Genomic DNA, 19,233 nt, shown 5'->3' with positions numbered 1-19,233 from the left:
GAACGGGCGGGAGACCGAGCCGGCTCGCGGCGTCAAGCGCCAAGGACCCAACGGCTTCCCGCCCACCCTCATCCTGACAGACTTCCAAGACACAGGGACCCATAACCACCGACGCTTGTGTTGCGATGGCTGGGGCCCCAGCGAACATACATAACAAGCATCGGTGGTTATGAGTCCCTGCTTTCGCAGGGACGACGAAGTTGAATTACTTCTTCGCCGCAGCCGCGCGCTCGACGAACGACTTGCCGCCCTTCATCTTGTGATGCAGCGGCGCTTCGTTGATCTGGATCACGACCGCGTCGGCATCGACGCCGAGATTCTTCACCAGCGCCTGGGTGATGTCGCGCATCATGCCGAGCTTCTGCTCGTCGGTGCGGCCGGCGGCCATGCTCACGGTGATCTCAGGCATTGTTGCTCTCCCTCTTGTTGTCGCCATGGCCGGGCTCCTCCCGGTCATTCACGTCGCCGCGCATCAAACAAGAGGTGGATGCCCGGCACAAGGCCGGGCATGACGTCACAAGCGAATGGCTATCCCCACGCCACGTCATGCCGCGCCAGGACCTCGCGGACCCTGGCGACCAGATCGGCCTCCGCGCAGGAGAACTGCGCCGGACGCGTCTCACGCCATTCCTGGTTGGAGGCGATCGCAGCGGCGGCCTTGGCGCCCTCGATCAGATCCTTGATCTGCACCTCGCCGCGCGCCTGCTCGTCCGAGCCCTGGATGATCACGCAGGGCGAGTTGCGGCGATCGGCATATTTGAGCTGATTGCCCATGTTCTTCGGATTGCCGAGATAGAGCTCGGCGCGGATGCCGGCCTGGCGCAGCTGCGCGACCATCTTCTGGTAGTCGGCGACGCGGTCGCGATCGAACACGGTGACGACGACAGGACCGAACTCGGCCTGCGTATCGAGCTGGCCGAGCATCGTCAGCGCAGCCTGCAGGCGCGACACGCCGATCGAGAAGCCGGTCGCCGGCACCGGCTCGCCGCGGAAGCGCGAGACCAGACCATCATAGCGGCCGCCGCCACCGACCGAGCCGAACCGCACCGGGCGGCCCTTCTCGTCCTTGGTGTCGAGCAGCAGCTCAACCTCATAGACGGGGCCGGTGTAATATTCGAGGCCGCGAACGACAGTGGGATCGATGCGGATGCGATCCGCGCCATAGCCGGACGCCGCGACCAGCTTGGCGATCTCTTCGAGCTCGCTCACGCCGGCCTGACCAACTTCGCTCTTCGCCAGATAGGTCTCTGCCGCAGCAATCGCCTCTCGCCAATCGTCACGCTTCTGCGTGACGGCCAGGACGATATCGGCATCCGCGGGGCTCAGGTCGGCGCCCTTGGTAAAGTCGCCCTTGCCCTCTTCGCCGCCATCCCACCGTCCGGGACCAAGCAGCTTGCGAACTTCATCGGCGGGAAATTTGTCCAGCTTGTCGATCGCGCGCAGCACCGTAAGACGGCGGCCTGCATTCTCGTCGCCACCGAGGCCGATCGCCTCGAGCACGCCATCGAGCACCTTGCGGTTGTTCACCTTTACGACATAGGAGCCGCGCGGAATGCCGAGCGCTTCCATCGTGTCGGCTGCCATCATGCAAATCTCGGCGTCGGCCGCGGGCGTCGCCGAGCCGACGGTGTCGGCGTCGAACTGCATGAACTGGCGGAAGCGGCCGGGACCGGGCTTCTCGTTGCGGAAGACGTAGCCGAACCGATACGACCGATAAGGCTTCGGCAGCGCATCGAAGTTTTCCGCGACATAGCGCGCGAGCGGCGCGGTCAGGTCGTAGCGCAGCGAGATCCACTGCTCGTCATCGTCCTGGAACGAGAACACGCCCTCGTTGGGCCGGTCCTGGTCGGGCAGGAACTTGCCGAGCGCGTCAGTGTATTCCATCGCCGGCGTCTCCACCGGCTCGAAGCCGTACAGCTCGTAGACGGCGCGGATCTTCTCGACCATCGCCCGCGTGGCATTGATCGCGGCCGGGCCGCGATCTTCCAGCCCACGCGGCAGGCGCGCCTTCAGTTTCTGGGGTTTTTTGGGTTTCTCGGCCATGAGCGGCCGTTTACCAGCCGGCGCGCAAGGCGGCAACCGGTGCCGCTACGCTGTCATTCCGGGATGGTCCGCAGGACCAGACCCGGAATCTCGAGATTCCGGGTTCGATGCTGCGCCTCGCCCCGGAATGACGTTGCGTCCGTCACTGGACGTTTCGGATCCAGTTATGCGGGTCGTTGGTGCGACCGTACTGGATGTCGACCAGCTTCTTGCGCAGGCCCATGGCGACCGGGCCGGCCACGCCGCCGCTGATCTGGAAATCGCCACTTGCCGAGCACACTTTGCCGATCGGCGAGATGACGGCCGCGGTGCCGCAGGCGAACGCCTCTTTCAGCTTGCCGCTGGCGGCGTCAGCGCGCCATTGCTGGATCGTGTAGGGCTCCTCGCGCACACGCGTTCCGGCATCCTTGGCAAGCGCGATGATCGAGTCGCGGGTGATGCCGGGCAGGATGGTGCCCAGCGGCGGCGTCAGCAGCGAGCCGTCATCGAACGCGAAGAACACGTTCATGCCGCCGAGCTCCTCGATGTAGCGGCGCTCGACCGCATCGAGGAACACGACCTGGTCGCAGCCCCGTTCGATCGCCTCGGCCTGCGCGCGCAGGCTGGCCGCGTAATTGCCGCCGCACTTGACGGCGCCGGTGCCGCCGATGGCGGCGCGCGTGTAATTCTCCGACACCCAGATCGACACCGGCGCCGGGCCGCCCTTGAAATAGGAGCCGACCGGCGAGGCGATGACCGAGAAGATGTATTCGGCCGACGGCTTCACGCCGAGGAAGATCTCGCTCGCGATCATGAAGGGCCGCAGATAGAGACTGCCCTCGCCGCCCGGGATCCAGGCGCGATCGATCCGCACCAGTTGCTCGACCGCATCGATGAACAAATCCTCGGGCAACGGCGCCATCGCCATGCGCTCGGCCGAATCATGGAAGCGGCGGGCATTGGCGTCGGGGCGAAACAGGTTCACGCCGCCATCGTCGCGCTTGTAGGCCTTGAGGCCTTCGAAAATTTCCTGGGCGTAGTGCAGCACCGCGCCGGCCGGATCGAGCGGAAAATTCGCGCGGGCCTCGACGCGGGCGCTGTGCCAGCCCTTGCCCTGGCTGTAGCGGACGATCGCCATGTGATCGGTGAAGACCCGGCCGAAGCCCGGGTCCACGAGCTTCGCCGCGCGATCCTTGTCGGACGTTGCATTCGGCGAAGGCTGGATATCGAATTTCAAAGTCATTTTTCTTGCTTTCCGCTGTCGGAACCGGCGCGATACCCGGCGCCGGCCTGTTTCCCCCGGAGCCATCAGGCTCGGCTGGCCCGAACTTCACCACCGCCGGCCGCGCCGCCGGCTTCCATCGCCAACATGCCGTTTAGACATGCTTTTGCGGAATGCTGAAGTCCAGTATGTTTGCCGAAATGCCGCTCGACAATCGCACGGTAGTCCAATTTGCGGCCCAAACCGCGTCACAGGCTCGTTCAGGCCGCCTTAAACGCTGTCGAGGACAAAACGACCTAATGTTTCGTCGTGACAGGCAGTTTTGTAACATTGAACCCAAGATACGTCAATATGACTGACATAAATTTCTCAGGCATGGCTGCCAAGCCCGATTCGCAGGGAGACGACCAGGCTCCTGCGGCGGGGGCGCGCGACCTGCGCTGGGACATCATCGAGCTGTTGTTCTTCGCCTACCGCGACTTTGTCGGCGACGCCGACCAGGAGCTGGAGGCGTTCGGCTTCGGCCGCGCCCACCACCGCGTCATCCACTTCGTTACCCGCTATCCGGGGCTGAAGGTCGCCGACCTGCTCGACGTCCTGCGCATCACCAAGCAGTCGCTCGGGCGCGTGCTCAAGCAGCTCTTGGACGAGGGCTACATCGTGCAGAAGACCGGCAACAACGACCGCCGGCAGCGCCTGCTCTACGCCACCCCGAAGGGCGAGGCGCTGGTCGCCAAGCTGGCGGGGCTGCAGACCGACCGCATCAACCGCGCGGTCGCCGGCATCGATCCGGCCGGCGTCGAGACGGTTCGGCAATTCCTCCGCGCGATGATCGACCGCGACGATCCCGACAAGGTGCTCGAAGCGATCTTCGGCGGCGGCAAAAAAACGAGGGAGTGAGCTGGTGCAGGCTGCAACCATGATGCGCGCGCCGATCGAGCCGGCCGACGACGCGCCGCATCTTCTCTTGGTCGACGACGACCGCCGCATTCGCGACCTGTTGTCGCGCTTTCTTTCCGGCGAAGGCTATCGCGTCACGACGGCGATGAGCGCCACCGACGCACGCGCCAAGCTGCTCGGGCTGCATTTCGACTTGCTGATCCTCGACGTGATGATGCCCGGCGAGAACGGCTTCGACCTCGCCCGCTTCATCCGCAGCTCCTCGACCGTGCCGATCATCATGCTGACCGCCCGCCACGAGGCGGAAGCGCGCATCGAGGGCCTGCAGATCGGCGCCGACGATTATGTCGCCAAGCCGTTCGAGCCGCGCGAGCTCGTGCTCCGGATCGGCAATATCCTCAAGCGCACCGCGCCGCCGCAGGTCGCAGTCGTCGAGCAGATCGCGTTCGGCCCCTACATTTTCCACATCGAGCGCAGCGAACTGCGTCAGGGCGAGGAGATCATCCATCTCACCGATCGCGAGCGCGAGATGCTGCGCATCCTTGCGAGCGCGCCCGGCGAGACCGTGCCGCGCGCCGAGCTGACCTCCGGCGGCACCGTCAACGAACGCGCGGTCGACGTGCAGATCAACCGCCTGCGCCGCAAGATCGAGCACGATCCCGCCAATCCGCTGTTCCTGCAGGCGGTGCGCGGCATCGGCTATCGCCTGGTGGCCTCGCCCTGAAGCGCGATGAGATCAGGATGAATCGTCATCGCGCTTCAGATCCTTGTTTGAGCATGATCTTGCCGGAAAACCGCTGCGCAGTTTTCCGGATCATGCTGTAGAGCATCCGCATGAGCACGCTCGACTCCGGCCTGACCCTGATCAAGAACGCCTCGCAGCGCGTCTCGAAGGCGAACGGCTGGATGGGCAATGCGTTCAAGAGCTGGATGCCGACCGGCCTCTATGCCCGCGCGCTGCTGATCATGATCGTGCCGATGGTAATCCTGCAGACCGTGGTGGCGTTCGTGTTCATGGAGCGGCACTGGAACACGGTGACGCGGCGCCTGTCGGCCGCGGTGGTGTCCGATATCGCCGCGCTGATCGACGTCTACAAGAGCTACCCGCAGGACAAGGACCGCGCGCAGCTTCGCCGCATCGCCCAGAAACTGCAGCTGGTGGTCGACTTCCTTCCCGCCGGCGACATGCCGCCGCCGGGGCCGAAGCCGTTCTTCTCGCTGCTCGACCAGACGCTTTCGGTGCAGCTCGGCCGCCAGATCAGCCGTCCGTTCTGGATCGACACCGTGGGCAAGTCCAATTTGGTCGAGATCCGCGTGCAGCTCGACGATTCGGTGATGCGGATCTTCGCCCAGCGCAGCGCGGCCTACGCCTCCAATTCGGAGATCTTCATCTTCTGGATGCTCGGCACCTCGACGATCCTGTTGATCGTCGCCGTGCTGTTCCTGCGCAACCAGATCAAGCCGATCCTGCGGCTCGCGGACGCCGCCGAAAGTTTCGGCAAGGGCCGCGAGGCGCCGAACTTCCGGCCGCGCGGTGCGCGCGAGGTGCGGCGGGCGGCGCAGGCCTTCATCGAGATGAAGGCGCGCGTCGAACGTTCGATCGAGCAGCGCACCGCGATGCTCGCCGGCGTATCGCACGATCTGCGCACCATCCTGACCCGGTTCAAGCTCGAGCTTGCCCTGATCGGTGAAGGCCCCGAGATCGACGCGATGCGCAAGGACGTCGACGAGATGTCGATGATGCTGGAGGACTACCTCGCCTTCGCGCGCGGCGATTCCGGCGAGGTCGCGCAGCCGACCGACATGGCGTTGGCGCTGGAGGAATTGCGCAGCGACGCCGAACGCCACGGCCACACCGCAACCGTTGCGTTCCACGGCCTGCCCGTCGTCACGGTGAAGCCGGCCTCGTTCAAGCGCTGTCTCGCCAACCTCGTCTCCAACGCAGCGCGCCACGCCAATACGATCTCGATCACCGGCCATCGCGACCATCGCTATCTCAACGTCACGGTCGACGACGACGGACCGGGCATCCCCGCCGACATGCGCGAGGAAGTGTTCAAGCCGTTCCTGCGGCTCGACGATGCCCGCAACCAGGACGAAGGCGGCACCGGGCTCGGGCTTGCGATCGCCCGCGACATCGCCCGCTCGCATGGCGGCGATATCATGCTCAGCGAAAGCCCGATGGGCGGCCTGCGCGCCGTCGTGCGGGTGCCGGTGTAACATAGCGTTTTCGGGCGAAGCGGACGCCGGTTCGCGTGAAGACAACGCGTCCAAACAACAAATTCGAGCTACCAGCGGTAGGACAAGGTGCCGATGACCTGCCGCCGTTCGCCGGCATAACAGTAACCGGACTGGCAGGTCTGGTAGTGCGTGTCGAACAGATTGGTCGCGTTGACGCGCACCGTTGCGCCGAGGAATCGCCGGTCCAGCTTGCCGAGATCGTAATCGATCACCGCATCGAACAACGTCGTCGCCGCGTTCTGGAACGTGTTCTGGTCGTTGCCGAAGTTCGTGCCGATATAACGCACGCCGAGGCCAAGCCCGAGCCCTTCGACGGGCACGCCGGACTGGAATGTATATTTGCCAAAGGCGGCGAAGGAATTCCTCGGAATGCCGGAGAGCTCATTGCCGGTCGTGTCGGGATTGCCCTGCGTGATCACGACGTTGAGATGGGTGTAGGCGGCGGTGAGATCAAATCCCTGCTTGAGCGCCAGCTTCGCCTCGAGCTCCACGCCCTTGGATTCGACCTGCCCGGTGGCTGCCTGGAACGCCATGTCGTTCGGATCGGTGCGCAGCACATTGTCCTGCGTGATGTCGAACACCGCGGCGGTCAACAGCACCGGAATCTGCGGCATCTGGTACTTGATGCCCACTTCCTTCTGCTCGCCGGTGGTCGGCCTGAACGGCAATCCGGATGCATCGACGCCGACCTGCGGGGCGAATGCCGTCGCGTAGCTGAGATAGGGCGCAATGCCGTTGTCGAAGACGTAGCTCAGCCCCGCACGGCCGGTGAAGGCAGTCGCCTTCTGCGTTGACGGCACGCCGTCCAGACCCGCGGTCGTCGTCTGCGACACCCAGCTCTGGCGCCCGTTGAGCGTCAGAATGAAGCCTCCGAGCTTGGCCTGCTCCTGTGCATAGACACCGACCTCGTCGGTCGACTGCTTGTTGAAGATCGAGAATGCCGGTGTCGCGATCGCCTGGGCACCGTAGTTCATGGTCAGGAGATTGAGATCGGGCGCCGGCCCGTAGCCGATCTTGTCATTGTAGTAGGAGTGACCGTAGTCGACGCCGAACAGCGCCGTGTTCCTGATCGCGCCGAGCATGAACTTGGCCTCGGCCTGATTGTCGAGCGTCACCGTGTTGAAGCTGTCCAGTATCCGCCAGGCCGACCGCGACGCCAGATTGGTGCTGCTGTCGATCGAATCGATCTGGGTGTATTTCGCGTCGACGTCGACCTGGTAGAAGCGGAAGTTCTGCCGCACCGTCCACACGTCGTCGACATTGTGCTCGAACGCGTAGCCAATGCGATATTGCTTCTGATCCATCGCGCTGAACGCCGGATCATTCGAATAGATGTTGGTCAATTGTCCGTCGGGCGTGCGGAAGTTGCCGATGCTCGCGGCGGTTCGGCTCTTTTGATATTCGCTGAGGATGGTGAAGGACGTATCGGCGTCCGGCCGCCAGGTCAGCGCAGGCGCGATATAGGCGCGATCGTCGTCGTTGCCGGGGTACCAGGTCTTCGCGTCGCGCAGCAAACCGGTCAGCCGGTAGTACAGTTGATCGCTGCCGGGCACCGGACCACCGACATCGAAACTGCCCTGGTAACGGTCGTAGGTGCCGCCTTGCAGCTGCACCTCACCGAATGCCGTCAGCGGCGGCCGCTTGGTCGTGACGTCCACGATGCCTCCCGGAGAGCCGAGGCCATAGAGGCCTGAGGCGGGACCACGGAGGATCGACACGCTGTCGAGACCGTAAGGTTCGATCTTGGGAATGGCGAAGTTGCCGCCGCCCTGACGCAGGCCGTCGCGATAGATCCCCGTATAGGTCGCATCGAAGCCACGGATGTAGAAACTATCGAACCTTGGATCATAGCCGAACGCCGTGGTCGTCACGCCCGGCGTGTAGCTGACGGCGTCCTTGAGCGTCTGAACGTTGCGATCCCGAAGCTCCTTTTGCGTGACGACCGAAAGCGACTGCGGCGTTTCGATCAGCGCTGTGCTGGTCTTGGTGCCGGCCGTGCCGGCGGTCGCGACGTAACCCGTCGTCGTACCGATCGCGCCACCTGTGCCTTGCGACCGCGGAGCCTGACTCTGGGCGGGCGCCGCGGCATTGCGGCGCCGGTTCGCCGCGACCGCGCGCGAAGCCCTGGTGTTCTGGCTTGAAACGACGGCACCGCGCTTCTTTGCGGCGCCGGGTTCATCGACCGTCACTGCGGGAAGTTCGCTGACATTGTTCTGCGGAGGACTTGTCTGCGCCTGAGCGCAGGCGACGTCTGTGCCCATTGGCACAAGCACGACCGAACCGAGCAGCGCTGCATTGATCGCAGCCGTTGATCCGAGCAAGCCGCGCTTGCTCCGATACGAAACCATTCCCACCAAACAATCCCCACATTGCCTTACGCTGACATCGGTCGAGTCGCGTTTGCGACAAGGCCGGCATCGATTGGGGCGGACTTCTATCGGCGGGATGCGCGAAATTCCACACGCGCAAAATAGAATCGATGAAAGCAGAAACGAAGCGCAACACTGGAATGATTCAAGATGCGCAACACTGGAACGGTTCAAAACGACAGGTTGGCGCGTCAGGCTTTCGACTCGACGAATGCGATGCGCGTCGTCTCTCGCAGAGAGTCTCGAACGCGAGGCACGCAGCGATCATTCAATGATGTTGCATCCCGTCGACGTCATCGCGCTCCAAGGAGCGCACGAACGCGGTGAACCGTCATCCCCGCGCAAAGGCTATCGCATTTCGTGGCGGTGTGCTCGTGGCCATCCTTCGAGACGCCCGCCTCCGGCGGGCTCCTCAGGATGAGGTCTTGTTCTGCGGCACAATAGTAGACCCTCATGGTGAGGAGCGCCGCTTGCGGCGCGTCTCGAACCACGAGGCCAAGCACTTGCGCGGTCGCCAAGGGGCATATGCGATAGCCCTGGGGGTGACGGGAGGGATCGGATGGATTGCACATCGCCTCAGCGCAAGATTGCTTTGCAATTTTGTCGCGAGCTACTCGAAGTGATGGTGGTGCAAGCGGCACAGCCTCTCGGCATGCGAGGCGATGCATTCAGGCGCGGCAACAGCCGAATGCGCTACGCGCTACTTCTGCTTGGGCAGGAGGCCCTTTAGCTTTTCCATGTCCTTGACGTTCATCTTCATGCCGCCGGGCATGATGATGTCACCGGCCTTCTGGTCGCTCTTGCAGGCGCCGAGCCACTTCGCCTCGATCGTCATCGTGGTATCGCGCGAGCCGGCCGCGCCGCCCTCGGCATGCGAGGTGCTCTTCACCGTGTAGGCGGAATTGAAATCGCCGACGATCTCGGCATGGCTCTGCATCGTCATGCCGGCGACGCTGCAGACGCTGTCGCTCACATAGCCGGTCGCGGTCTTCTGGATATCCTGCTTGGAGCAGACTTCCTTGGCCATCGGCGAGGCCGCCGCGCTCATCTCCTTGTCGGTGGTCTCGTCGGTGCAGTGCTGCATGGTGATTTCCGGCATCGGCCCGCCGGTGCGCACCATTTTCATCTCCCACAGACCGGCCTTGCGGATCGGCAGGTCGACGGCACTTGCGGCGCCAGCGGACAGGACAAGGCACACAGCCGAACCAAGCAAGGCAAGCTGTCGGGTCATGCGGTCGGCTCCCGGCTGAACGATCGAAAGATTTGAAGCGCGCTCAGTAGAGCGTGCGCAGCGGCCTCTGGGCTGCGCCATAGGGCACCCAGCGACAGGCGAAAGAGATGTAGCCGCCCGGATAGTTCTGCATCGCAAGGAACTTGACCACCTTGCCGTAGGAGGCGCAGTGATCGACGGCGAGCTGCCGGGCGTCGGCCTGGGTCGCCAGCGTATAGGCGATGATACCGCCGGTATCATTGCCCTTGAACGGCGGCACCGGCTGCATCCAGTCGGCCCGCGCCGGCACAACGGCCAGCATCCCGCAAACGGCAACCAGGCACGCGGCCAATTTCCTTCGCATCGCAGACTCCATTTCGCTTCGAGCCAACATAGAGTGCGCCGGCGACCGTGAAAAGAACGAGCCGGGTCCCCAAAGTGGACTTCTCCGCAGGTGTTGCCGCGCTGCACTTGACCTTGCCGGGGCTTCGCGGCACCGTCCGCGGCATCGGATAATCGGGTGGATTCCCATGCGCAACCTGTTCAGCTCCCGCAATAAACTCGGCCGCAAGCTCGGCCTCGGCACCGCACTCGTGGTCGGCACGCTGGCGTTCGGGGGCACGGCCCAGGCCGCCAATCCGCTCGAAATGAACTTTTGGCTGTCCGGCCCGCGCTATGACGGCAATGTGGCCCCATGCGAGAAGGCCCTGACGGTCATCAGCACGCAATTCCAGGAAAAGGAAGCCACCTTCTGGAATTCGCCGCTCGTGATCACCGGCTTCAACGGGATTCACGAAACCGCCTTCCGTCCCTGGCAGTCCGACAATATTCCGCGCCGCTATTGCAGCGGCGAGGCGATGCTGAGCGATGGCAAGGTGCGCAAGGTGCACTATTCGATCATCGAGGACGGCGGCTTTGCCAGCATCAATCAGGGCGTCGAATGGTGCGTCGCGGGGCTCGACCGCAACTGGGCCTATAACCCGTCCTGCAAGGCCGCCCGGCCCTGATCTCCGACCAGACTGCTAAAGCAGAAGCCGCCGCCATTTGGACGGCGGCTTTTTGTTCTTGAAATGTTCTCGCGGCCTGCTAGGCTCTGGGCGGTCGAGTGAGGGGAGCGTTTGATGCCTCGGTTGGACACAATTTCCCGATTTTTGATTTCGGTTGCCATTATTCTGTGCAGTGCGGTTGGGGCCTCGGCCCAGGATCGCCGCCAGAATGCGCCCGGTGAGTTCGATTTCTATGTACTGTCGCTGTCGTGGTCGCCCTCGTTCTGCGAGGCGGCGAGCGAGCGCGGCAACAACGGCCGCGGCACGCAGGCGCAGTGCGGCGGACGGCCCTATTCCTTCGTGGTGCACGGCCTGTGGCCGCAATATGAGCGGGGCTTTCCGGAATACTGCCAGCGGCCCTCGCCGCGACTCGCCCGCAGCATCATGAGCTCGATGCTCGACCTGATGCCGGCGCCCGGGCTGATCTACAATGAGTGGGACAAGCACGGCACCTGCTCCGGTCTCGGCGAACGCGCCTATTTCGAAGCCATCCGCAAGGCCCGCGCCACGGTGAAGATCCCCGAGGAATTCCTGCAATTGTCGGAGCCGAAGACGGTCGCGCCCGACGAGCTGGAGGCGGCGTTCATCAAGGTCAATCCGGGCCTCAGCAACTCCGCAATCTCGGTGACCTGCGACAGCAAGCGGCTCAGCGAGGTGCGGATCTGCCTCAGCAAGGATCTGCAATTCCGCTCCTGCGAGGAAATCGATCGCCGCGCCTGCCGCCGCGATCAGGTGCTGATGCCGCCGGTTCGCGGCGGCTGAAACTCTCTGCGTCATGGCCGGCGGACCTGCGCCGCGCGTCGTCGCGCAAAACGTCCCGGCCACCTGCGCCATCGCGAAACAAGCAAGATAAGGTGCAGATGCCCGGGAGCCGGCTACGCCAAGCCTTCGCCGAGCTCGGATGTTAACCCCGCCGAAGCTTTAGCGAAGGCCGGGACAAGCCCGGGCATGACGAGTACAACATGCGCGACCCTTTGGGAGCGCAGCACGATCATCACATGAACTACCGTCACGCCTTTCATGCCGGCAGCTTTGCCGACGTCATCAAGCACATCGTGCTGGTGCGCATGCTCACCTATCTGCAGGACAAGCAGGCGCCGTTCCGCGTCATCGACACCCATGCCGGCGCCGGCCTCTATGATTTGACGTCGAGCGAAGCGCAGCGCGGCGGCGAATGGCTCACCGGCATCGCGCGGCTGATGCAGGCGCGGCTCTCCGACAAGGCGTTGCCGCTGATCGCGCCCTATCTCGACATCATCAGGGCATTCAATCCGAGAGGCGAGCTGAAAGCCTATCCTGGTTCGCCGTTGATCGCGCGGGCGCTGCTGCGTCCGCAAGATCGCCTCACCGCCTGCGAGATCGAACCGACGGCGCGCAAACAACTGATCGACGCCTTGCGACGCGACGCGCAAGCGCGCGTCGTCGATCTCGACGGCTGGATGGCGCTGCCTGCATTCTTGCCGCCGAACGAGCGGCGCGGCCTGGTGCTGATCGATCCGCCGTTCGAAGCGAAGGACGAGTTCGAGCGGCTGGCCAGTGCTTTCACGGAAGCATTCGCGAAGTGGCCGACCGGCACGTATCTTTTGTGGTACCCCGTAAAAACCCGGAGAGCCACCGATGAGTTAGCGCGCAGTGTGGCCGCTGCAGCAGCAGCGAGTCGGCCCGCCGGCAAATGCCTGCGTTTGGAATTCAGTGTGGCACCGCAAGAAGCAGGCGCAGGCCTCGTTTCCACAGGGCTTTTGCTGGTGAATCCGCCGTGGACGCTGGCGAATGAGTTGAAGATCATCCTGCCCGAACTCGAGAGGCCGCTCGGTCAAGGCGGTGCGGGACGCTTCAGACTCGAGACGCCTAAACCTTGATCGATAGCTCCTACTGAAAAGTTCAATTTTGAGCATAGGCAATTTGCGCGGAACCGTATTATGCTCATCCTGTTACGACTGGCTTTACGTTCCGCTTCCGCGAATGGTTGCGGCGGAGTGACAAGGCCGAAATAAATCCAGGCAGACCGGCGGCGTGACGCCGGCCTGTTCAGGTGGCCAAGCTTCCGACAAGCGAATGTCGGTCAACCGCTACGCGGCGTGCGCGTAGCGGTGGAGCAATACGGGGGAGGAGTTTCCCGATGGCCATGACTGGGACAGTCAAGTTCTTCAACGGAGAGCGTGGCTACGGCTTCATCAAGCCTGATGATGGCGGCCGCGATGTGTTCGTTCACATCACAGCTGTCGAGCGTGCCGGATTGAAGGACCTGACTGAAGGACAACGCATTACGTTCGAGGTTGAGCCCGACAAGAAGGGCAAGGGCCCGAAGGCGGTCAACCTGGTGGTCTCATGAGCGCTCGCGATGCGCGGCTCGTGATGAACGCCGAATGAGGCGTTGCGTGTGAGTTGACCGCCGAGCGCGCGGCTGGCGTGCTCTGGATGACCACCTGCATGATGCGGACGCGACTGGCGGTGCCGCATATCCCACACGTGCGGCCCACCGATTGGATTCGCGGACGCCGCGGCGTGCATGCCGCCATGCGCGACGTTGAGATCATCAACACAAAGAAAAACCCGGCCGCGCAAGGCGCGGCCGGGAGTTGATGGTCGACGTTTTCTTGTTCTCAAAAGTGATAGTTGATGCCGGCGCGAACCAGGCTGAAGCTGTAGCCGTTCGACACGCCACCGGTGATCGTGAAATTGCTGTTGGCAAGGTCGACGTAGAGATATTCGATCTTGGCGCTCCAGTGCGGGGCAAAGCCCATTTCGGCGCCAGCACCGACGGTGAAGCCCGCATTGGTGTGGCTCTCCGTGATACCGAACGTCTCGCCGCGCAGTTCGCCGAAGGCGAGACCGCCGGTCGCGTAGAACAGCACGTTGTTGACCGCATAGCCGGCGCGGCCGCGCACCGTGCCGAACCACGGATTGGAGAACTTCCACGGCGCGAACCGGTCGTCGGCCGTGGTGCCCTGGATATCGGCCTCGATACCGAACACCCAGGGTGAGCCGTTCTGGAAGTTGTAGCCGGCCTGCACACCGCCGACGAAACCGGACGGCTTGGTCGGGTTGTTCTCGACCGAGCCCCAGCCATAGCCGACATTGCCGCCAAGATAGGGGCCGGCCCAGCTATAGGCATTGAGCGGCTGATAGACGGTATAGGGCGATCCGTAGTTGAGGTCGGCCGACGCCGCCGAGGTCGTCCAGCCTGCAACGATCAGTGCCAGCGCACGCGCGACAAACCGGGTCATTGGTACTCTCCACCACGCAACAGCCGCAGCCCGCCGGCCAGGCCGGCGTGGTTACGGAATTCCACTTTTTTCGCTAAGGTTTATCGAGAGTTTTAAGTTAAAGGGCTGTTAAGCCCGGTTACCGGCCCGCTCATCAGTCTTAACAAGGTGTTACACACCCCCTCCGGGCATCCGCGCGGCGCCGGTAACCTCCTGCAATCGAGGTGGTTTTCTTGGTGCCGTCAACGCTGGCGACCGGTCGCCCAAGCACTTAGTTTACGGCCCATGGTTCACGATTCTCCCGAGCGTCCGACGCCGGCCCCCAAAGCTGATCCCCAGGCCGACTCCAAGGCTGATCCCAAGCCACGGCGCGGTTCAAAGTCCGACCTGCCGCAGGACGATCTGACGCTCGATACAAGCGACGTCGATCCCGAAACCTCCGCCGCCGAGGAGGAGGACGAGGCACGCCTGCCCGAGGCTTCGGAGGACGCCGCCGAGGCGGTCGCCGAGGGCACGCTCTCGGTCGGGCATGCCGCGATCGAGAACGCGGTCCGCCTCGCCCCGACCTCGCCCGGCGTCTATCGCATGCTCAACGCCGCCAACGACGTGCTCTATGTCGGCAAGGCGAAGAACGTCAAAAAGCGGCTGTCGTCCTATGCGCGGGCCAACGCGCCGCTGCCGGCGCGCATCCTGCGCATGATCGCGGCGACCACGCAGGTCGAGATCGTCTCGACCATGACCGAGACCGAGGCGCTGCTGCTCGAAGCCAATCTGATCAAGCAGCTCCGTCCGCGCTTCAATGTGCAGCTGCGCGACGACAAGTCGTTTCCCTATATTCTGATATCAGGCGACCATTGGGCGCCGCAGATCCTCAAGCATCGCGGCGCGCAGTCGCGGCCGGGGCGCTATTTCGGCCCGTTCGCCAACGCAGGCGCCGTCAACCGCACCATCACGGCGCTGCAGCGCGCGTTCCTGATCCGCTCATGCACCGACGGCTTCTTCGAAAGCCGCAGCCGCCCCTGCCTGCTCTATCAGATCAAGCGCTGCGCCGGCCCCTGCACGCGCGAGATCGATTTCCCCGGCTATAGCGAACTGGTGCGCGAGGCGACCGAATTCCTCTCCGGCCGCAGCCATGCCGTGAAGGAGCTGCTCGCGGCCGAGATGGAGAAGGCGTCCGGCGAGCTCGAGTTCGAAACCGCGGCGCTGTACCGCGACCGTCTCGCGGCGCTGTCGGCGATCCAGTCGCAGCAGGGCATCAATCCGCGCACGGTCGAAGAGGCCGATGTGTTCGCGATCCACCAGGAGGGCGGCTATTCCTGCGTCGAGGTGTTCTTCTTCCGCACCGGCCAGAACTGGGGCAACCGCGCCTATTTCCCGAAGGCCGAGAAGAGCTTCACGCCCGAGGAGGTGCTGTCCTCGTTCCTCGCGCAATTCTACGACGACAAGCCGCCGCCGAAGCTGATCCTGCTGTCGCACGAGATCGAGGAAGGCGCGCTGCTCGCCGACGCGCTGTCGGTCAAGGCCGGATCCAAGGTCGAGGTCTCCGTGCCGAAGCGCGGCGAGAAGAAGGAGCTGATCGGCCACGCGCTCACCAACGCGCGCGAGGCGCTTGGCCGCAAGCTCGCCGATACCGCGACGCAAAGCCGGCTGCTGGAGGGCATGGTCTCGACGCTCGGCCTGCCGCACACACCCAAGCGGATCGAGGTCTACGACAACAGCCACATCCAGGGCACCAACGCGGTCGGCGCGATGATCGTGGCGGGACCCGACGGGTTCATGAAAAACCAGTACCGCAAGTTCAACATCAAGTCCGAAGGGCTGACGCCCGGCGACGATTACGGAATGATGCGCGAGGTGCTGGAACGCCGCTTCAAGCGATTGCTGAAACCGCCGGAGGGCGAGGCCGCGGCCAAGACGAAAGCGGATGACGATTCGTTCCCGCAATGGCCCGACCTCGTCATCATCGACGGCGGCCGCGGTCAGCTCAACGCGGTCCGGGAGATTTTCCAGAATCTCGGGCTGACCGAGGTCTCGCTGATGGCAGTTGCCAAGGGTCCGGAGCGCGATGCCGGGCGCGAAACCCTGTTCATGCCCGACCGCGAGGCCATCAAGCTGGAGCCGCGGGACCCGGTGCTCTATTTCATCCAACGGCTGCGCGACGAGGCCCATCGCTTCGTGATCGGCTCGCACCGCAAGCTGCGCAAGAAAGACATCCGCGAGGCCGGCCTGCAGGAGATCCCGGGCATCGGCCCGTCCCGCAAGCGTGCCTTGCTGCACCACTTCGGAACGCTCAAGGAGATCGAGCGGGCCTCGATCGCCGACCTCGGCAAGGTTCCCGGCGTCAGCGCCGAGAGCGCCCGCAAGATTTTCGAGTTTTTCCACGCCCAGCCGGGTTAAACCAAAGGCGAGTCATCAGGGCGTCGCCTGCGACAGGGCATCTAGGGCATGATGCGAAAAAGTGTGAGGCAGTTATCCGAAAAGATCATGCTTAAACAACGAGCTAAGGCGCTATGACGATCCAGCGCAATCTGGTCGCGCCTGACGCGTCCGCACGGTTGACCTTCTCGCTTCAGCGGTATTGGTAGAACGGATGAACATCGCCACGACCCGGGGACAGACCAAGACCATGTCCCTCCCGAATATCCTGACCTACGCCCGGATCGCCGCGATCCCGGTGGTGATCGGCTGCGTCTACTGGCAATCGATCCTGGACGGCCCGTTGTGGCTGCGCTGGGTGGCGCTGGCCGTGTTCATTGCAGCGGGGATCACCGACTATCTCGACGGCTATTATGCCCGGATGTGGGACCAGCAGTCCGCCTTCGGCCGGATGCTCGATCCGATCGCCGACAAGCTGCTGGTCGCCTCGAGCCTTCTGATGCTGGCCGCCGACAATTCGATCCATGGCTGGACGCTGTGGGCGGCGATCGTGATCCTGTGCCGCGAGATCCTGGTCTCGGGCCTGCGCGAATATCTCGCAGGCTTGCGGGTCAGCGTTCCCGTCACCAAGCTGGCGAAATGGAAGACGACGATCCAGCTGGTGGCGATCGGCTTTCTGATCGCCGGCGAAGCGGGCGAGCAGGTTTTCCCGGCCACCACCCTGATCGGCATCGTGCTGCTGTGGATGTCGGCGATCTTCACGATCTACACCGGCTGGGATTATTTCCGTGCCGGCATCCATCACCTCATCAAGGAGGATGAGGGATGAAGCTGAAATATTTCGCCTGGGTGCGTGAACGCATCGGCAAGGCTGAAGAGATCGTCGAGCCGCCGGCCGAGGTGCGCACCGTCGGCGACCTGATCGGCTGGCTTGCCGCGCGCGACGATGCCTACGCGTATGCCTTCGAGAAGCCGACGGTGATCCGCGCCGCGATCGACCACGCCCATGTCAAATCGGACGCGGCGATCTCCGGCGCCCGCGAGATCGCGTTCTTTCCGCCGATGACCGGCGGCTAGATCCCGACATGACCGTCGCAGCGACCATCCGTATCCAGCAAGCCGACTTCGACGTCGCGCAGGAGATCGCGGCCTTGAGCAAGGGCCGCACCGATGTCGGCGCGGTCGTCAGCTTCAGCGGCATCTGCCGCGGCAGCGAGCAAGGCGAGCCGATCGCGGCGCTGACGCTCGAACATTATCCGGGCATGGCGGAAGCCGAGATCGCGCGCCACGCCGACGAGGCGCTGTCGCGCTGGCCGTTGCAGGGCCTCACCATCATCCATCGTTTCGGCCGCATCACGCCGGGCGAGAACATCGTGCTGGTCGTGACCGCCTCGGCGCACCGGCAGGCCGCGTTCGAGGCCGCCGAGTTCCTGATGGACTATCTGAAGACCAACGCACCGTTCTGGAAGCGCGAGGAAAGCGCGCGCGGCGCGAGCTGGGTCGAGGCGCAGGACCACGACGACGCGGCCGCCGCGCGCTGGACCAAATCCTGATGGCCAAGCGCAGCAAAGTGCCGGAGAGGCGCAGCCCCGCCGTGCCGAAAGCGCCGAAAGTCGGTGCCGGCGAGCTTCACACCCTGTTCGATTTCCTGCGCTATGCCGTGAGCCGTTTCAACGCGGCCAAGCTCGTGTTCGCGCACGGCACCACCGATCCGGTGGCCGAAGCCGCGTTCCTGATCTGCGAGACGCTGCACCTACATCCCGACCAGTTCGAGAATTTTGCCACCGCGCGCGTCACGATTGCCGAGGGCAAGCAGATCCTCGACCTGATCGAGCGCCGGATCGCGACGCGGAAGCCGGCCGCCTATCTCGTCAACAAGGTCTATATGCGCGGCCTGCCGTTCTATGTCGACGAGCGCACCATCGTGCCGCGCTCCTTCATCGGTGAATTGCTGGATTCGCATTTCGGCGGCGACGAGGACGGCACCTCATTGATCGGCGATCCCGAGGAGGTCGAACGCGTGCTCGACCTCTGCACCGGCTCCGGATGCCTTGCGATTTTGGCGGCCCGGCATTTTCCCAACGCCGCGGTTGACGCGGTCGATATTTCAAAGGATGCGCTGGAGGTCGCCGCGCGCAACGTCGCCGACCACGGCCTCGACGATCGCCTGACGCTCCATCGCGGCGACCTGTTCAAGCCGCTCGGCGACAGCAGATACGATCTCATCATCTCGAACCCGCCCTATGTCGACGCCGAAGGCATGGCGGCGCTGCCGCGCGAGTGCCGTGCCGAGCCGAAGATCGCGTTCGACGGCGGCGCCGACGGGCTCGACATCGTCCGCCGCCTGCTCGATGAGGCGAGGCAACATCTGACCCCGCAGGGCGGCCTGCTCTGCGAGATCGGCCGCGGCCGCGGCAATCTCGAGGCCGCCTATCCGAACCTGCCGCTGCTCTGGCTCGACACCGAGGACTCCGAGGGCGAGGTGTTCTGGATCGCTGCCGCGGACCTCTGACCGGCGTGCCGCCGCCGGCTCCGGCGAATTAAGGGGCCGATCCGGGCGAAACGAAAATCGTGTGCAGTTCCAGCCGGTTCCGAAGATCGCTGGCCCGTCGAATCAACAATGGTGCTAAGGTCGCGGTCC

General features: G+C 64.0%; 20 protein-coding genes. 13 read left to right on the top strand and 7 right to left on the bottom strand.

What is annotated here, in order from left to right; translation table 11 throughout:
- Positions 1–205: 205 nt before the first annotated feature.
- The 3 genes from AC1VNY_RS37745 to AC1VNY_RS37735 form a co-directional block, all read right to left on the bottom strand.
- Positions 206–409: a tautomerase family protein gene (locus AC1VNY_RS37745; RefSeq protein WP_018269806.1), complete on the bottom strand. Its 204-nt coding sequence runs from the start codon at positions 407–409 to the stop codon at positions 206–208.
- 119 nt (positions 410–528) lie between these two features.
- A complete protein-coding gene (gene hisS / locus AC1VNY_RS37740; RefSeq protein ID WP_482408967.1) occupies positions 529–2,043 on the bottom strand; it encodes a histidine--tRNA ligase in 1,515 nt (504 codons plus the stop codon).
- Positions 2,044–2,185: 142 nt separating this feature from the next.
- The gene (locus AC1VNY_RS37735; protein ID WP_411782935.1) at positions 2,186–3,265 is read right to left on the bottom strand and encodes a branched-chain amino acid aminotransferase; all 1,080 of its coding nucleotides are present in this window, start codon (positions 3,263–3,265) and stop codon (positions 2,186–2,188) included.
- A 330-nt stretch (positions 3,266–3,595) separates the two neighbouring features.
- On the opposite strand from AC1VNY_RS37735, the gene AC1VNY_RS37730 reads away from it, so the two are divergent.
- The 3 genes from AC1VNY_RS37730 (at position 3,596) to AC1VNY_RS37720 (ending at position 6,364) form a co-directional block, all read left to right on the top strand.
- Positions 3,596–4,144, top strand: coding sequence for a MarR family winged helix-turn-helix transcriptional regulator (locus AC1VNY_RS37730; RefSeq protein ID WP_482408966.1), 549 nt, complete (start codon positions 3,596–3,598; stop codon positions 4,142–4,144).
- Positions 4,145–4,163: 19 nt separating this feature from the next.
- On the top strand, positions 4,164–4,868 hold the full coding sequence (locus tag AC1VNY_RS37725) for a response regulator (protein ID WP_482408969.1): 705 nt from the start codon (positions 4,164–4,166) through the stop codon (positions 4,866–4,868).
- Between the two features lie 110 nt (positions 4,869–4,978).
- Positions 4,979–6,364, top strand: a complete 1,386-nt coding sequence (locus AC1VNY_RS37720) for an ATP-binding protein (protein ID WP_016844484.1) — start codon at positions 4,979–4,981, stop codon at positions 6,362–6,364.
- A 68-nt stretch (positions 6,365–6,432) separates the two neighbouring features.
- Here the strand turns inward: AC1VNY_RS37720 and AC1VNY_RS37715 are convergent, their stop codons facing one another.
- The 3 genes from AC1VNY_RS37715 to AC1VNY_RS37705 all read right to left on the bottom strand — a co-directional run bounded on the left by AC1VNY_RS37715 (position 6,433) and on the right by AC1VNY_RS37705 (position 10,328).
- Positions 6,433–8,733 carry a TonB-dependent siderophore receptor gene (locus tag AC1VNY_RS37715; protein ID WP_482408965.1) on the bottom strand — a complete coding sequence of 767 codons (2,301 nt, stop codon included), beginning with the start codon at positions 8,731–8,733 and terminating at the stop codon, positions 6,433–6,435.
- Positions 8,734–9,454: 721 nt separating this feature from the next.
- Positions 9,455–9,985: a DUF3617 domain-containing protein gene (locus AC1VNY_RS37710; RefSeq protein WP_018269802.1), complete on the bottom strand. Its 531-nt coding sequence runs from the start codon at positions 9,983–9,985 to the stop codon at positions 9,455–9,457.
- A gap of 43 nt (positions 9,986–10,028) precedes the next feature.
- Positions 10,029–10,328, bottom strand: a complete 300-nt coding sequence (locus AC1VNY_RS37705) for a hypothetical protein (protein WP_026192261.1) — start codon at positions 10,326–10,328, stop codon at positions 10,029–10,031.
- A gap of 166 nt (positions 10,329–10,494) precedes the next feature.
- Between AC1VNY_RS37705 and AC1VNY_RS37700 the strand changes: the two genes are divergently transcribed.
- The 5 genes from AC1VNY_RS37700 to AC1VNY_RS37680 all read left to right on the top strand — a co-directional run bounded on the left by AC1VNY_RS37700 (position 10,495) and on the right by AC1VNY_RS37680 (position 13,593).
- Complete coding sequence (locus AC1VNY_RS37700; RefSeq protein WP_482408964.1) at positions 10,495–10,971, top strand: hypothetical protein; 477 nt, start codon at positions 10,495–10,497, stop codon at positions 10,969–10,971.
- Between the two features lie 114 nt (positions 10,972–11,085).
- Entirely contained in the window at positions 11,086–11,772 is a 687-nt protein-coding gene (locus AC1VNY_RS37695; RefSeq protein WP_482408963.1) for a ribonuclease T2 family protein, read from the top strand.
- A 236-nt stretch (positions 11,773–12,008) separates the two neighbouring features.
- Positions 12,009–12,869, top strand: a complete 861-nt coding sequence (locus AC1VNY_RS37690; RefSeq protein WP_482408968.1) for a 23S rRNA (adenine(2030)-N(6))-methyltransferase RlmJ — start codon at positions 12,009–12,011, stop codon at positions 12,867–12,869.
- 260 nt (positions 12,870–13,129) lie between these two features.
- Entirely contained in the window at positions 13,130–13,342 is a 213-nt protein-coding gene (locus tag AC1VNY_RS37685; protein ID WP_016844477.1) for a cold-shock protein, read from the top strand.
- Positions 13,343–13,395: 53 nt separating this feature from the next.
- A complete protein-coding gene (locus AC1VNY_RS37680; RefSeq protein WP_253592597.1) occupies positions 13,396–13,593 on the top strand; it encodes a hypothetical protein in 198 nt (65 codons plus the stop codon).
- Positions 13,594–13,613: 20 nt separating this feature from the next.
- Here the strand turns inward: AC1VNY_RS37680 and AC1VNY_RS37675 are convergent, their stop codons facing one another.
- Positions 13,614–14,237 (bottom strand): outer membrane protein, encoded by a 624-nt coding sequence (locus AC1VNY_RS37675; RefSeq protein WP_016844476.1) that lies wholly within the window; start codon positions 14,235–14,237, stop codon positions 13,614–13,616.
- 264 nt (positions 14,238–14,501) lie between these two features.
- Between AC1VNY_RS37675 and uvrC the strand changes: the two genes are divergently transcribed.
- The 5 genes from uvrC to prmB all read left to right on the top strand — a co-directional run bounded on the left by uvrC (position 14,502) and on the right by prmB (position 19,104).
- Complete coding sequence (gene uvrC, locus AC1VNY_RS37670; RefSeq protein ID WP_482408962.1) at positions 14,502–16,613, top strand: excinuclease ABC subunit UvrC; 2,112 nt, start codon at positions 14,502–14,504, stop codon at positions 16,611–16,613.
- Positions 16,614–16,806: 193 nt separating this feature from the next.
- Complete coding sequence (gene pgsA / locus AC1VNY_RS37665) at positions 16,807–17,421, top strand: CDP-diacylglycerol--glycerol-3-phosphate 3-phosphatidyltransferase (RefSeq protein ID WP_016844474.1); 615 nt, start codon at positions 16,807–16,809, stop codon at positions 17,419–17,421.
- The gene (gene moaD / locus AC1VNY_RS37660) at positions 17,418–17,669 is read left to right on the top strand and encodes a molybdopterin converting factor subunit 1 (protein WP_482408961.1); all 252 of its coding nucleotides are present in this window, start codon (positions 17,418–17,420) and stop codon (positions 17,667–17,669) included. Before pgsA ends, moaD begins: the two co-directional genes overlap by 4 nt.
- Positions 17,670–17,677: 8 nt before the next feature.
- On the top strand, positions 17,678–18,145 hold the full coding sequence (locus tag AC1VNY_RS37655) for a molybdenum cofactor biosynthesis protein MoaE (protein ID WP_482408960.1): 468 nt from the start codon (positions 17,678–17,680) through the stop codon (positions 18,143–18,145).
- Entirely contained in the window at positions 18,145–19,104 is a 960-nt protein-coding gene (prmB, locus tag AC1VNY_RS37650; protein ID WP_482408959.1) for a 50S ribosomal protein L3 N(5)-glutamine methyltransferase, read from the top strand. Before AC1VNY_RS37655 ends, prmB begins: the two co-directional genes overlap by 1 nt.
- The last annotated feature ends 129 nt before the right edge of the window (positions 19,105–19,233 follow it).

It is taken from the genome of Bradyrhizobium ferriligni, assembly GCF_056837965.1.
Note: the sequence above shows the minus strand (reverse complement) of the source record. Positions and strands in the feature narration are given on the sequence as shown.

Coding starts and splice junctions, on each gene's coding strand:
- AC1VNY_RS37745 (WP_018269806.1), bottom strand. CDS start 409: ATGCCTGAGATCACCGTGAGCATGGCCGCCGGCCGCACCGACGAGCAG.
- hisS (WP_482408967.1), bottom strand. CDS start 2,043: ATGGCCGAGAAACCCAAAAAACCCCAGAAACTGAAGGCGCGCCTGCCG.
- AC1VNY_RS37735 (WP_411782935.1), bottom strand. CDS start 3,265: ATGACTTTGAAATTCGATATCCAGCCTTCGCCGAATGCAACGTCCGAC.
- AC1VNY_RS37730 (WP_482408966.1), top strand. CDS start 3,596: ATGACTGACATAAATTTCTCAGGCATGGCTGCCAAGCCCGATTCGCAG.
- AC1VNY_RS37725 (WP_482408969.1), top strand. CDS start 4,164: ATGATGCGCGCGCCGATCGAGCCGGCCGACGACGCGCCGCATCTTCTC.
- AC1VNY_RS37720 (WP_016844484.1), top strand. CDS start 4,979: ATGAGCACGCTCGACTCCGGCCTGACCCTGATCAAGAACGCCTCGCAG.
- AC1VNY_RS37715 (WP_482408965.1), bottom strand. CDS start 8,733: ATGGTTTCGTATCGGAGCAAGCGCGGCTTGCTCGGATCAACGGCTGCG.
- AC1VNY_RS37710 (WP_018269802.1), bottom strand. CDS start 9,985: ATGACCCGACAGCTTGCCTTGCTTGGTTCGGCTGTGTGCCTTGTCCTG.
- AC1VNY_RS37705 (WP_026192261.1), bottom strand. CDS start 10,328: ATGCGAAGGAAATTGGCCGCGTGCCTGGTTGCCGTTTGCGGGATGCTG.
- AC1VNY_RS37700 (WP_482408964.1), top strand. CDS start 10,495: ATGCGCAACCTGTTCAGCTCCCGCAATAAACTCGGCCGCAAGCTCGGC.
- AC1VNY_RS37695 (WP_482408963.1), top strand. CDS start 11,086: ATGCCTCGGTTGGACACAATTTCCCGATTTTTGATTTCGGTTGCCATT.
- AC1VNY_RS37690 (WP_482408968.1), top strand. CDS start 12,009: ATGAACTACCGTCACGCCTTTCATGCCGGCAGCTTTGCCGACGTCATC.
- AC1VNY_RS37685 (WP_016844477.1), top strand. CDS start 13,130: ATGGCCATGACTGGGACAGTCAAGTTCTTCAACGGAGAGCGTGGCTAC.
- AC1VNY_RS37675 (WP_016844476.1), bottom strand. CDS start 14,237: ATGACCCGGTTTGTCGCGCGTGCGCTGGCACTGATCGTTGCAGGCTGG.
- uvrC (WP_482408962.1), top strand. CDS start 14,502: ATGGTTCACGATTCTCCCGAGCGTCCGACGCCGGCCCCCAAAGCTGAT.
- pgsA (WP_016844474.1), top strand. CDS start 16,807: ATGAACATCGCCACGACCCGGGGACAGACCAAGACCATGTCCCTCCCG.
- moaD (WP_482408961.1), top strand. CDS start 17,418: ATGAAGCTGAAATATTTCGCCTGGGTGCGTGAACGCATCGGCAAGGCT.
- AC1VNY_RS37655 (WP_482408960.1), top strand. CDS start 17,678: ATGACCGTCGCAGCGACCATCCGTATCCAGCAAGCCGACTTCGACGTC.
- prmB (WP_482408959.1), top strand. CDS start 18,145: ATGGCCAAGCGCAGCAAAGTGCCGGAGAGGCGCAGCCCCGCCGTGCCG.